The organism is Azospirillum doebereinerae, from assembly GCF_003989665.1.
GTDB classification, from domain to species: domain Bacteria; phylum Pseudomonadota; class Alphaproteobacteria; order Azospirillales; family Azospirillaceae; genus Azospirillum; species Azospirillum doebereinerae.
In genome coordinates this window covers 145,010-157,494 of sequence record NZ_RZIJ01000009.1, presented here as the reverse complement: position 1 = coordinate 157,494, position 12,485 = coordinate 145,010, and the positions used below count along the sequence as shown (strand labels likewise).

The window sequence follows — 12,485 nt, the reverse complement described above, 5'->3', positions numbered from 1 at the left end:
TTCGTCGCTGTCGTCGCCCGCGTCCCGGACGGTGCTTTCGCGGGTGTCCCCTGGTTCGGCGGGCGGGACTATATCAGATTTCCGTGAAAGCGGCAGCGCGAAACCTCAGCCTCTCCCGCAGGTTATGGTTTGGTGACGGGCGCTGGTCCGCGTGCACGTTTTCCCCTTCGGCGATTGCGGGAAGCGCGTGTTCCGGTAACTATGGACGCCCTTGCGCAACAAACAATCGAAACGGGACGGAAACCCTCCATGAACGCCCCCATCAAAGCCGGCAAACGCATCGGCATTCTCACCAGCGGCGGCGATTGCGCCGGTCTCAACGCGGTCATCCGCGCCGCGGTCCACCGCGCGGCTGGCTATGGCTGGCAGGTTCTCGGCATCGTCGAGGGCACGCAGGGCCTGCTGCACCGCCCGGTGAAGTACCAGACCCTCGACCTCGGCAACGTCGACGGCAACATGATGCGGCAGGGGGGCACGATCCTCGGCACCACCAACCGGGGCGATCCCTTCGCCTACCCGATGCCCGACGGCACGGTGAAGGACCGCTCCGACGAGATCATCGGCGGTTACCGCGAGCTGGGGTTGGACGCGCTGATCGGCATCGGCGGCGACGGCAGCTTCGCCATCCTGCACAAGCTGGCCCAGAAGGGCGGCTTCCCGATGGTCGGCGTGCCCAAGACCATCGACAACGACCTCGGCATGACCGAGGTGTCGGTCGGCTACGACACCGCCGTCGCGGTGGCGGTGGAGGCGCTCGACCGTCTGCAGCCGACCGCCGCCAGCCACCAGCGCGTCATGGTGCTGGAGGTGATGGGCCGCGACGCCGGCCACATCGCGCTGGCGGCGGGCATCGCCGGCGGGGCCGACGTGATCCTGATCCCGGAGATCCCCTATTCCATCGAGCGCATCGCCGCCAAGATCCAGGAGGTCCGCGGCAGCGGCCGCAACTTCGCCCTGGTCGTGGTGTCGGAGGCGGTGAAGACGCTGGAGGGCACCGGCGTGAAGAAGATCCTCCAGGGCGGCGAGAAGCGCTACGGCGGCATCGGCGACTACATCGGCGAGAAGATCGCCGACGCCACCGGGGCCGAGACCCGCGTCACCGTGCTGGGCCACGTCCAGCGCGGCAGCATGCCCAGCCCGCGCGACCGTCTGGTCGCCTCGGCCTTCGGCGTCCACGCGGTGGATCTGATCGCCGAGGGCAAGTTCGACCGCATGGTGGCGTGGTCCAACCGTGGCGTGATCGACGTGCCGATCACCGACGCCATCAAGCAATACGCCTGCGTCGAGCTGGACAGCGCGCTGGTCAAGACCGCGCGCGGCCTCAGCATCAGCTTCGGCGACTGATGGACGGCACCAGCTCTTCCGCCAACCCGTTCTGGGACTTCTCCCTGGCCGTCTACGGGCGGGCGGGGGTGCCGGCCTGCTGTCTGGCCTTGCAGGACGGGCGCGGGGTTGACGTCAACCTGTTGCTGTTCGCCGCCTGGGCCGGGATGGATTGCGCGACGGCCCTGTCGGCCGACGCGTTGGAGCGGGTCGATTCCGCCGTCGCGGCGTGGCGGCGGGAGGTGGTGCGGCCACTCCGCGCGGTGCGCCGCCGGGTGAAGGCCGAGGACGACGCGCTGTACCGGCGGATGAAGGCGGTGGAGTTGGAGGCCGAGCGTATCCAGCAGGACCGCCTGTTCGCGGCCGGCGGGCTGGCGCCGCGTCCCGGCGGCGGTCCGGCGCTGGCGGCGGCGAACATGGCGCTGCTGGTGCCGGGCGGCGACCCGGCGCTGGACGCGCTGGCGGAGGCGCTGGCGGAGGCGCTGGGGGGGTGAAGGAGGATTGTGTGGGTGGGGGCAACCGTGGCAGAACTTACGCCCGGCGTCAGCGGTTGAGGATCAGCATGTTCGGATCGCGCTCGACGTCGGACACCATGAAGGCCTTGCCGACGTAGAAGGCGCTGCACCGCTTGCCGCTGACCAGACGGGTGAGGGAGGCCTCCCATTCCCGGCCCTTGGGACCGACGATGCGCAGCTTGAGCTGATCGACCAGCGGATAAATCTGGTAGGGCTCGATCACGACCGGCTCGCTGCTCGGCGCCGCGAACACCGCTTGGTTGAGCGTCAGCGTTTTGCCGTTGATCTCCAGCGACACGTCCTGCGCCCATGGGCAGCCGTTCGACTTCGCCCCTTCGTTCGCCAGGGCCGGAGCGGCGACGGCCAGCGCGGCGGCGATCAGAAGAGGCCGGACGAGGGTGGTCGGGAAAAGGCGCATGCTCCGCTCCTGGATGAACGAAGCGATGGGTATCAGAGAGTCGGTCACGTGATAATCCAGGGCTGTTCCGGATGCGGAAACTAGACCGAGTGTGCAGCTGCGAGCCATGACGGTTTCTCGCATCCGCCTCGACAATCCCGCAAGACAGCCATGGTTATCCCGAAGCGTGAAGCGGGAGGAGCGGCCACGACGCACCGCTTCTCCCGCTTCCATCGCCGCGATCAGCGCTTGATCCCGTCGCCCCGGCGCGAGCAGTCGTAATCGTCGGTGCCCACCTCGGCGTGGCCGCCGTTGGAGGTGTTGTAGCGCGGGTCGTCGCATTGCCCGTTGCGGGCGTAGCGGGAATCGGAGCTGCCCGAGCCGAACATCCCGCCGCCGCCGCCGCCGAACAGGCCGCCTCGGTCGTTGCCGGTCTGGTTGCAGGCGGCGAGCGCCAGCGGGGCGGCCACGAGGATGGCCAGACGGATCGCGGATTTCATGGCGTTTCCTTTCCCTTCGAGGGTGAAGAACAATGGGTTCCTCGTCCTCAACAGCGAAAGGGCGGCGGAATTCCGCCGCTCAGCCGTTATTACACCGGCTCGAACAGCCGGGTCTTCGGGTCGATGGCCCACAACTCGCCGTCTTCCAGGTCGAACCACCAGCCGTGCAGGCTGAGCGTGCCCGCCTCGACCCGCTCGCGCACGAAGGGGAAGGTCATCAGGTTGTCGACGGAGGTGCGGACGGCGGCGCGCTCGACCACGTCGGGCTGCTGCTGGAGCCGTTCGGCGTCGGCTTGGCTGCGTTCCGTCCCGTCGGCCCCGTTGATGTAGGGATCCAGCGCGGAGCCGGCGATCGACACCCAGGGCGACACGAAATCGTCGTCGGTCTTCTGCCCGGTGCGCAGGCGGATCAGCCCCTGGATACCGCCGCATTGGGCGTGGCCCAGCACGATGACGTGCGACACGCCCAGCACCCGCACCGCGTATTCGATGGCGGCCGAGGTGCCGTGGTAGCTGCCGTCGGGCTGGTAGGGCGGCACGAGGTTGGCGACGTTGCGCACCACGAAAAGCTCGCCCGGCTCCGCCTGGGTGAGCAGGGCCGGATCGACGCGGCTGTCGGAGCAGCCGATCATCAGAATCTCGGGATGCTGCCCTTCCGTGACCAATTGCCGCATGCTGTCCGGGCGGCGCTCGTAGTAACGGGCGCGGAAGCCCTTGATACCGGCCAGGAGTTGGCGAATGGGCTGGCTCTGTTCGGTGTGGGGCATGACCGTTCTGTCCCTCGTCTTGCCGGCCGGCGCGATGCCGGCCCCCGCACCGATGGGGTATACCGGCATTGCTCTTGCAGTCCAAGCCGTCTGTTGCCGTGCGGCGAAAACCGGCGGGAGGGTCAGCCCTGCGCGGGCGGCTCGCCCCAGCGGCGCAGGTTGCCGGCGTCCAGCCCGAACAGATCGAGCACGCGGCCGACGGAATGGTCGATCAGGTCGTCGATGCTCTGCGGCCTGGCGTAGAAGGCCGGGACCGGCGGGGCGATGACGGCGCCCATCTCGGCCAGCGCGGTCATGGTGCGCAGGTGGCCCAGGTGCAGCGGGGTTTCCCGCACCATCAGCACCAGCCGCCGCTTCTCCTTCAACGCCACGTCGGCGGCGCGGGTCAGCAGGGTGGAGGTCACGCCGCTGGCGATCTCGCTCATCGTGCGGACGGAGCAGGGGGCGACCACCATGCCCAGCGTGCGGAAGCTGCCGCTGGCGATGGCGGCGCCGATGTCGGCGGTGGCGTAATGGACGTCGGCCAGCGCCCGCAGTTCCGCGACCTTCAGGTCGGTCTCGTGCGCCAGCGTCACCTCGGCGGAGCGGCTGACGACCAGATGGGTCTGCACGCCGATGCGCCGCAGCGTCGTCAGCATGCGGATGCCGAGCACGACGCCGGACGCCCCGCTGATGCCGACGACGAGACGGGGTGGGGTGGTGGTCATGGATGGGGTGCCCCGGAGCCGCCCCCGCCGCGCGGGCGAAGGCGACCCAGTTTCACGTCAGCGCGCGTCTTCCCGCTGGGACCAGGGCTGCTCGTCGTCGCGCTCCTCGCCGTAGCCCTCCTCCTGCTCCTGCGGGGGCAACGGCGTGCCGCCGCGGCGGATCCCCAGGGCCAGGGCCTCCTCCAGCTCGCGCTGGGTGCACAGCCCCAGCATGACCGGGTTGCGCGGCTTGATGTTGGCGGCGTTCCAGTGGGTGCGGTCGCGCACGGCGGCGATGGTCGGCTTGGTGGTGCCGATCAGGCGGCAGGTCTGCGCGTCCGACAGTTCCGGGTGGTTCTTCAGCAGCCAGGCGACGGCGTCGGGCTTGTCGCCGCGCTTGGTGATGGGGGTGTAGCGCGGCCCCTTGGAGCGCGCCGCCACCTGCGGCAGGTCGACCACCAGCAGCTTGAGGCGCAGATCCTCGTTCTTCTCGCAGCGCGCGATCTCGGCCTTGGTCAGCTGGCCGTTGGCGACGGGATCGAGGCCGACCATGCCGACCGCCACCTCGCCGTCGGCGATGGCCTGGACTTCCAGCGAATGCATCCCGCAGAAGGCTGCGATCTGCTCGAAGGACAAGGACGTGTTCTCGACCAGCCAGACGGCTGTCGCTTTCGGCATCAAGGGCAGTGCCATCATCCCTCCTGACAACTCTCTTCCAGCCGCGCCCGCTGGCGGGTGACGCGGCCGGTCTTTTCATATCCGGGCGGAAGCGCGCGCGGTTTCGACCCTGGATATAGGGGCGAAACCGGATCAAGTAAGCATGCTTTCGCAGGCTCACCGGGAAAGCCCGGTCGCCCACGCGTCTCTGCTAACCCGTCTTGGGCGGTCAAGGCAAGCCCGACCGCTCCATCGGCGGCAAGAAAGACGCGGGGACTCCCGTTTCGCTCCCGATCAGGGGGTGACGGTCAGCACGATCTTCCCGATGTGGGCGCTGCTTTCCATCAGGCGGTGCGCCTCGTCGGCCTGCTCCAATGGGAAGACCGCGTGGATCAGCGGCTTGACGCCGCCGGCCTCCAGCAGCGGCCAGACCTTGTCGCGCAGAGCCGCCGCGATGCGCCCCTTCTCCGCCACCGGGCGCGCGCGCAGGGTCGATCCGGTCAGGGTCAGCCGCTTCATCATCACCGGCGCCATGTTCAGCGACACCTTCGGCCCGTTGAGGAAGGCGATGGAGACGTGGCGGCCGTCGGGCGCCATGATCTCCACGTCGCGGGCGACGTAGTCGCCGCCCACCATGTCGAGCACCACGTCGACCCCGCGCCCGCCGGTCGCCTCGCGGATCACCGCGACGAAATCCTCGGTCTTGTAGTCGATGGCGCGGTCGGCGCCGAGTTGCTCGCAGGCCCGGCACTTGTCGGCGCTGCCGGCGGTGGTGAAGACGGTGGCGCCGAAGGCCTTGGCGAGCTGGATCGCCGTGGTGCCGATGCCGCTCGACCCGCCATGGACCAGCAGCGTCTCGCCGGGCTTCAGCGCGCCGCGCTCGAACACGTTGGTCCAGACGGTGAAGAAGGTCTCGGGCACCGCCGCCGCCTCGGTCATCGACAGGGTCTTGGGCACCGGCAGGGCCTGCACCGCCGGGACGACGCAGTACTGGGCGTAGCCGCCACCGGCCACCAGCGCGCAGACCGCGTCGCCGCTGGCCCACTCCGTCACGCCCTCGCCGATGGCGATGACGGTGCCGGAAATCTCCAGCCCCGGCAGGTCCGACGCGCCGGGCGGCGGGTCGTAGCGGCCCTGGCGTTGCAGCGTGTCGGGCCGGTTGACCCCGGCCGCCGCGACCTCGACCAAGATCTCTCCCGGACCGGGGACGGGCGCCGGGCGTTCGGCGGGGCGCAGGACCTCCGGTCCGCCCGGTTGGGTGATTTCGACGCAGCGCATGGTGTCCGGCAAGGCGAGGCCCATGAGTGTTTCCCCGGTTTGTTTCGTTGGACGGGAAGGGTAGATTTGCCGCGATGCCCTGGCAAGGCGAACCGGGGCGAGGCGGCAAAAGGGGAGGGGACGGATGAGCTTCGACGATCTCGAACCGCGCAAGGCCAAGCCGGCCTTGAAGGATTTGGGCGCGCTCGGCGTGGCCGAGCTTCAGGACTACATCGCCGGGCTGGAGGCGGAGATCGCCCGCGCCCGCGCCGCGATATCCGCCAAGGAGGCCCAGAAGAACGCCGCCGAGGCGTTCTTCAAGAAGCCCTGACGGTCACGGTCATGGTCACGCCCACGCCGGCACGGCAAAGGAAAAGCCCCTCCACCGGACCGGGGAAGGGCTTTTCCTTGTTCGGGCCGACGAGGGAGCGTCAGGGTTGCCGGGCGCGGCCCACCAGATCGCGGTAGCAGTGCCAGGAGGCGTGGCCGATCAGCGGGAAGGCGATGGCCATGCCGAGGAAGCCGGTGACCATCCCGGCCGAGGTGAACAGCGCGACCAGGAAGGCCCAGGTCATCATCGGGCGGACGTTCTCGCGGACCACCGCGACGCTGGTCGCCATGGCGGTGAACACGTCGGTGTCGCGGTCGAGCAGCATCGGGATCGACACCACGGCGATGGAGAACACCCCCGCCGCGATCACCGCGCCGAACACCGTGCCGGTCAGCAGGAAGGGAATGGTCTCGGCGGAGAAGAAGATGCGGTCGACCAGCTGGTCGAAGGCCGGCGGCTGGGACGAGTAGAACAGGGCGAAGATCAGGAAGGCGACGCGGATCCAGGCCAACAGCGCCATCATCAGCACCAGCCCGATGCCGGCGACCTGCATGCCGTTGCGTTGATAGGCGGCGGCCACCCGGCCGAGCGTCGGACGCTCGCCCAGTTCCATCAGCCGGCTCGATTCGTAGAGCCCGACCGCGAAGACCGGCCCCAGCAGCATGAAGCCGGCGGCCAGCGGCAGGATCAGGTATTCCAGCCCCTCCAGCGCGAGACCGACCACCAGCACGAAGCTGGAGATCACCGCCAGCGCCCCGTAACCGAAGCTGACCAGCGGCGCGGCCATCATGTCGCGCCACGCGGCGGAGAGCCACACCCAGGGCCGGTCGCTCTCGACCGCGCGGATGGGGGGCAGGAAGGCACTGGACTGAGGCTGCTGAACCGAACCGCGAAACGACGTCATGTCGACCATGATGCCGGCCCTCCCCGATGCCTGACCGGCGCGCCCGACGGCGCGCATGAGGCAACTCTCACACGAGGCGGCTGATTGTGGCAATAACCAATTGTTTAGTGAGTCAATAGTAATAGAAAACCTAGGGATATCCCGACTGTACAGCTCGGGCTTTATCGCCTTTCGAGGGATGGGAAGGCGAAATCCTCGACGATCCGCCTATGCCGGGTCGTCGAGTTTCTTGCCGTCCAAAGCCTGAGTTCCCCGCTCGGCCTCCTGCCGGTCACGAAGCTTCTCCGCCTTGGTGCGGCCGAATCGGACCCGGTTGGCGTCGGCTTCCTTCGCGCGTTCGGCGCGCTCGCGGGTCTTGCGGAAGCGGTTCAGGTTGACCACGTCGCCCATGGCTGGTCTCCGGCTGGCGTTCTGGGAGGGAAACCGGGTCCGCGGCGGCCCCGCTCCGGACAATTTTTCGGCCGCTCGTCGTTCGGCCCTCGGATTGCCCAAATTGCTTGTTTCCTCTGCGGGCGCTAGCTTAGCGAAAGACGGTTCGGGCGAGAAGGCGGGCCGGTTCCGGCGACGGGAGCGGGCGGTGACAAGAATGGGCGGCGTATACCGGATTGGCGGATGACGTGAATGGACGACGGGGCACGGCCGGCGACACGGCCGGTCGCAGGGAAGGCGGGCATCCGGTGAGGACGATTCTGATCGCGGCGGGGGCCGGGCTGGCGGTGCTGGCCGGCGGCGTTCTCGCGGCGCCGAGCCTGATCGACTGGAACGCCTACAAGGGAACCATCGCCGAGCGGGTGTCGGCCGCCACCGGCCGCACCGTCGAACTGCGCGGCGACATCGGCCTGACGCTGCTGCCCTCCCCGGCGCTGACGGTGCGCGACGCCCGGCTGGCCAACCCGGCCGGCGCGGCCGAGCCCGACATGGCGCGGCTGAAGAAGCTGGACGCGCGGGTGGCGCTGGGGCCGCTGCTGACCGGCCGCATCCAGGTCGAGAGCGTCACGCTGGTCGAGCCGGTCTTCGTGGTCGAGGTGCTGAAGGACGGCCGGGTGAACTGGGACCTGTCGGGCGGCGCCCCGGCCGCGTCCGGCCGCCTGCCCGCCGCCGACGGCTTCGCCTCGGCCGTCAGCTTCGACCGGGTGACGGTGGACAACGGCACGGTGGTCTACCGCGACGACCGCTCCGGCCGCACCGAGACGCTGGAGGCGGTCAACGCCGCCGTCGTCGCCGGCAGCCTGACCGGCCCCTTCCAACTGCAGGGCGATTTCCGTCTGCGCGGGCTGTCGCTCCATGGCGAGATCACGGCCGGTCGCTTCACCGACGGCGCCGCCGTGCCGGTGCGCGCCGCCCTGTCGATGCCCGGCACCGACGCCACCCTGCGCTTCGCCGGCATCCTGTCGGGCGGCACCGGCAATCCGGGCGGCAGCGGCGCGCTCCGCGCCCAGGGCGACCTGCGGGCGGAAGGCGGCGACCTCGCCCGCCTGTTCGATTCGAAAAGCTTCGATTCGAAGACGGTGCCGGCGCTGGCCCAGCCCTACAGCCTGCGCGCGACGGTGGAGGCGGGAACCAGCCTTGCCGTGTTCAGCAACCTGGAGGCCCAGCTCGGCGACACCCGCGCCACCGGCACGGCGACGTTGCGGGCGGGCGACCCGGCGCGCACCGAACTGACGCTGGCGGTCAACCGGCTGGACCTCGACGCGTGGCTGGCGCGCGCCACCAAGGGAACCGCCGTCCCCCCGTCCGCGCGCGGCCCCGCCGCGACGGCCAACGGGAGCGCGGCCGGAACGCCGCCCCGTTCCATGTCTCTCGCCCTGCCGGTCGGGATCGAGGCGAAGCTCGACCTCGCGGTCGACGGGGTGACCTACAACGGCGGCGTCGTCCGCCAGGGCCGGCTGGAGGCCAGCCTGTCCGACGGGCGGCTGAACATCGACCGCCTCAGCGCCCTGCTGCCCGGCGGCTCCGACTTCGTCGCGGCGGGCGAGATGACCACCCCCGGCGGCCAGCCGACGCTCGACGTCCGGATGGAGGCCAACGCCGACAATCTGCGCGCGCTGCTCGACTGGATGAAGCTGGACGTCCGCGCCGTTCCGGCCGACCGGCTGCGCCGCGCCTCCATCGCCGGCCGAGTCCAGGGCCACGCCGACCGCTTCGAGCTGTCGGGGCTGGACCTGCGGGTGGACAGCAGCCGCCTGTCGGGCGCCGTCGCCTATGTGGACCGGGGCCGCCCGGCCTTCGGCGCGCGGCTGGAGCTGGACCGGCTGAACCTCGACGCCTATCTGCCGGCGTCGGGCGAGACCCCGGCCCCCGGCACCGCCCTTGGCCCCAACCCCACGCCGGTCCCCGCCAAGACGGCCACGCCCGCCACGCCCGCCGCCGCCGCCTCGTCGGGGTGGTCGCCGCAGCGCGTCCTCGGCATGGCCGACGCCAACCTGAACATCGACATCGGGCAGCTGACCCTGCGCGGCCTGCCGATGCAGGGCATCCATCTCGACACCACGGTGGCCGGCGGGTCGCTGACCATCCGCGAGGCCCGGATCGACGACCTCGTCGGGCTGAAGGGGCGCGTGGACGGCCAGATCGCCGTCCTGTCCCCCCTGCGCGGCGTGAACATCGCCCTCTCGGCCGAGGCCGAGAGCCTGGGCGGGCTGCCCCGCGCGGTGCCGTGGCCTTCGGGCGTGCCGGTGCCCGAACGGCTGGGGGCGGTCACCGCCAAGGCGCGGCTGGCCGGCGACGCCGACCGGCTGGCGCTGGAGCTGTCGGCCGGCATGGCCGGCGGCACGCTGGAGGCCGGCGGCGCCCTGTTGGCGCTGGACAAGACCCCCGCCGCCGACGTGAAGCTGCGGGTGACGCATCCGGAACTCGGCCGCATCGCGGCGCTGTTCACCGATCGGACGCAGGCGCGCGCCTACGGTCCGCTCGACCTCTACGGCGAGCTTGGCGGCACGGCCAAGGCGCCGAGCCTCGGCAACCTCCAGGGCATCGTCGCCGGCACGGCGGTGCGGGGGAAGCTGGCGGCCGATCTGGCCGGCGAACGCCCGCGCCTGGAGGCCGATCTCCAAACCGGCGACCTCGACCTCGACCGTCTGATCGCCGCCCCACTGGTCGGCGCGGCGCCGGGTGACGGCGCCGACGCTCCGCCCGCCCAGGGGGGAGCCTCGGCCGGCGGCGCCTCGGCCGCGCCGACGGAGCCGGAGCTTCACAACGCCGACCCCTCCTGGCTGCGCGCGGCGGACGGCCGGCTGTCGCTGACGGCGGCGTCGGTGACCGTCGGCGGCGCGCGGATCGAGCAGCCGGCCCTGCGCGCCGGGCTGGCCGGCGGGATCCTGACGCTCGACCAGCTCGACGGCGAATGGCTGGGCGGCCAGATCGGCCTCAGCGGCCGGGTGATCGCCACGGCCGGGCGTGTCCCCTCGGTCGAGGCCGACGTGACGCTGGTCAAGGCGGCGCTGTCGGAGATCGCGGCGGGCAGCGGCGTGGCGCTGACGGGCGGCACCGTCGATCTCGACATGACGCTGAGCAGCGCCGGCACGAGTCGCGAGGCGCTGCTGCGCGGCTTGGCCGGGCGCGGGCGCGTCGCCGCCACCGGCGGGGTGCTGCGCGGGCTCGACCTTGGCGCCCTGCGCGACCGGCTCGGCCGGGTGGAGCGCCCGCAGGAGGTGCTGGGCGCCGTCGCCGGCAGCCTGCAGGGCGGCGAGACCCGCGTCGACCGGCTGGACGGCCGCTTCGCCATCGATCACGGGGTCGTCCGCACCGACGACACGCGGCTGATCGCGGCGGCGGGGGAGGGGGTGCTGACCGGCCTGTGGTCGCTGCCCGAATCCCGCGTCGACCTGGGGCTGAGCCTGCGGGTGAAGGCCGACTCCGCGCCGCCGCCGCTGACCCTGCGGATCGCCGGCCCGGCCTCGGCGCCGACGCAGAGCCTGGACATGCGGGCGGTGCAGGAGCATTTCGCCGGCGCCCCGCTCCCCAAGCCTTGACGAAGCCCCGAACCGGACGCCCTGGACGGCGCGTTTGAAGGCTGCATTGTGTGCTGCGCTGCACAAGAGCGGGCCAAGAGCGTTGAAGTCCGCCGGTTCGGAAGCCATAATGATCAAACGGTAACCGGAAGTTTGAGCCGATGCAGGTTGACAACAAGATTCTCGACGATCTCGCCCGCGTCGCGGGTGGGGCGCTCGGCGCCTTCTCGTCCTTGCGCGAGGAGGCCGAGGGCCATCTTCGCGCCCAGCTCGAACGCGTGCTGTCGCGCATGGACGTGGTCGGCCGCGAGGAGCACGAGGCCGTCCGCGCCATGGCCGCCAAGGCCCGCGCCGAGCAGGAGGCGATGGCCGAGCGGCTCGCCACGCTGGAGGCGACCGTCGCGTCGCTGATGGCCGCGACTCCGGGCACCCATCTCCCGGCCACGACCGTTCCCGCCGCCGTCCCCACGGTGATCGAGGATCCCGGCGCCGCCCCCGACGCTCCCGCCCCCGGCACGGCCCCCTGATCCGCCGGGTCCGGTCACGAATCGGTCATCGCGGCTGTCTTTGAATTCGATTGCACGGACCGGACGGCTTTGGCACCGTCCCGCCCCATCGGGGAGCATTCCCAGGTCCTGCCCTTCGTTCCGGGTATACGGTACCGCCCACCGCGCCTTCACAGGAGGACGCTGACATGTCGGCTGTTGCCGTCGAAACCACCGCTTCCGCCCACAACCCGCTCGACGTGGTCGAGGAGATCGTCACCGCCAACGAATGGCCGTTCGAGCGCGCGAGCGAGGACGAGCTGGTCGTCGAGATCGGCGGCCGCTGGTGCGATTACCGCCTCTATTTCGTCTGGCAGCCCGACGTCAGCGCGATGCAGTTCTCCTGCCAGTTCGACATGAAGGTGCAGGCGCCCCGCCGCGTCGCCGTCGCCGAGCTGCTGGCCGAGGTGAACGGCCGCATGTGGCTGGGGCATTTCGACGTCTGCGCGGAGGAGCACACCCCGATGTTCCGCCAGACCATGCTGCTGCGCGGCGCGCGCGGCGCCGCCGTCGAGCAGTTGGAGGATCTGGTGGAGATCGCGCTGTCGGAGTGCGAACGCTTCTACCCGGCCTTCCAGTTCGTGATCTGGGGCGGGAAATCGGCGCAGGAGGCGGTGTCCGCCGCCATCCTCGACACCATGGGCGAGGCGTGA

The 12,485-nt window shown here is 70.7% G+C and carries 14 protein-coding genes; 6 read left to right on the top strand and 8 right to left on the bottom strand.

Annotated features, from left to right (window positions below):
* Positions 1-249: 249 nt before the first annotated feature.
* Entirely contained in the window at positions 250-1,344 is a 1,095-nt protein-coding gene (locus tag EJ913_RS13530) for an ATP-dependent 6-phosphofructokinase (protein WP_126998654.1), read from the top strand.
* Entirely contained in the window at positions 1,344-1,817 is a 474-nt protein-coding gene (locus EJ913_RS33010) for a TIGR02444 family protein (protein ID WP_126998652.1), read from the top strand. Before EJ913_RS13530 ends, EJ913_RS33010 begins: the two co-directional genes overlap by 1 nt.
* Before the next feature lie 49 nt (positions 1,818-1,866).
* Here the strand turns inward: EJ913_RS33010 and EJ913_RS13520 are convergent, their stop codons facing one another.
* The 6 genes from EJ913_RS13520 to EJ913_RS13495 all read right to left on the bottom strand — a co-directional run bounded on the left by EJ913_RS13520 (position 1,867) and on the right by EJ913_RS13495 (position 6,147).
* A complete protein-coding gene (locus EJ913_RS13520; protein WP_126998650.1) occupies positions 1,867-2,256 on the bottom strand; it encodes a hypothetical protein in 390 nt (129 codons plus the stop codon).
* Positions 2,257-2,477: 221 nt separating this feature from the next.
* The gene (locus tag EJ913_RS13515; RefSeq protein WP_126998648.1) at positions 2,478-2,735 is read right to left on the bottom strand and encodes a hypothetical protein; all 258 of its coding nucleotides are present in this window, start codon (positions 2,733-2,735) and stop codon (positions 2,478-2,480) included.
* Between the two features lie 89 nt (positions 2,736-2,824).
* Complete coding sequence (locus EJ913_RS13510) at positions 2,825-3,502, bottom strand: carbonic anhydrase (protein ID WP_126998646.1); 678 nt, start codon at positions 3,500-3,502, stop codon at positions 2,825-2,827.
* 122 nt (positions 3,503-3,624) lie between these two features.
* Positions 3,625-4,209: a UbiX family flavin prenyltransferase gene (locus tag EJ913_RS13505; protein ID WP_126998644.1), complete on the bottom strand. Its 585-nt coding sequence runs from the start codon at positions 4,207-4,209 to the stop codon at positions 3,625-3,627.
* A gap of 57 nt (positions 4,210-4,266) precedes the next feature.
* Positions 4,267-4,881 carry a DUF1013 domain-containing protein gene (locus EJ913_RS13500; RefSeq protein ID WP_126998642.1) on the bottom strand — a complete coding sequence of 205 codons (615 nt, stop codon included), beginning with the start codon at positions 4,879-4,881 and terminating at the stop codon, positions 4,267-4,269.
* 258 nt (positions 4,882-5,139) lie between these two features.
* Positions 5,140-6,147, bottom strand: a complete 1,008-nt coding sequence (locus EJ913_RS13495) for an NAD(P)H-quinone oxidoreductase (protein WP_126998641.1) — start codon at positions 6,145-6,147, stop codon at positions 5,140-5,142.
* Positions 6,148-6,247: 100 nt separating this feature from the next.
* Between EJ913_RS13495 and EJ913_RS13490 the strand changes: the two genes are divergently transcribed.
* A complete protein-coding gene (locus tag EJ913_RS13490; RefSeq protein ID WP_126998639.1) occupies positions 6,248-6,433 on the top strand; it encodes a DUF1192 domain-containing protein in 186 nt (61 codons plus the stop codon).
* A gap of 100 nt (positions 6,434-6,533) precedes the next feature.
* On the opposite strand, the gene EJ913_RS13485 is transcribed toward EJ913_RS13490, so the two are convergent.
* Both EJ913_RS13485 and EJ913_RS13480 read right to left on the bottom strand, forming a co-directional pair.
* Entirely contained in the window at positions 6,534-7,346 is an 813-nt protein-coding gene (locus EJ913_RS13485; protein WP_126998637.1) for a DUF2189 domain-containing protein, read from the bottom strand.
* Positions 7,347-7,544: 198 nt separating this feature from the next.
* Positions 7,545-7,727 (bottom strand): DUF4169 family protein, encoded by a 183-nt coding sequence (locus EJ913_RS13480; protein WP_126998635.1) that lies wholly within the window; start codon positions 7,725-7,727, stop codon positions 7,545-7,547.
* Between the two features lie 287 nt (positions 7,728-8,014).
* Here EJ913_RS13480 and EJ913_RS13475 point away from each other — a divergent pair, with 287 nt between their 5' ends.
* From EJ913_RS13475 to EJ913_RS13465, 3 genes are all read left to right on the top strand, one after another.
* Positions 8,015-11,308 carry an AsmA family protein gene (locus tag EJ913_RS13475; protein ID WP_126998633.1) on the top strand — a complete coding sequence of 1,098 codons (3,294 nt, stop codon included), beginning with the start codon at positions 8,015-8,017 and terminating at the stop codon, positions 11,306-11,308.
* 140 nt (positions 11,309-11,448) lie between these two features.
* Complete coding sequence (locus EJ913_RS13470) at positions 11,449-11,814, top strand: accessory factor UbiK family protein (protein WP_238521781.1); 366 nt, start codon at positions 11,449-11,451, stop codon at positions 11,812-11,814.
* Between the two features lie 167 nt (positions 11,815-11,981).
* Positions 11,982-12,485, top strand: a complete 504-nt coding sequence (locus EJ913_RS13465; protein ID WP_126998631.1) for a type III secretion system chaperone family protein — start codon at positions 11,982-11,984, stop codon at positions 12,483-12,485.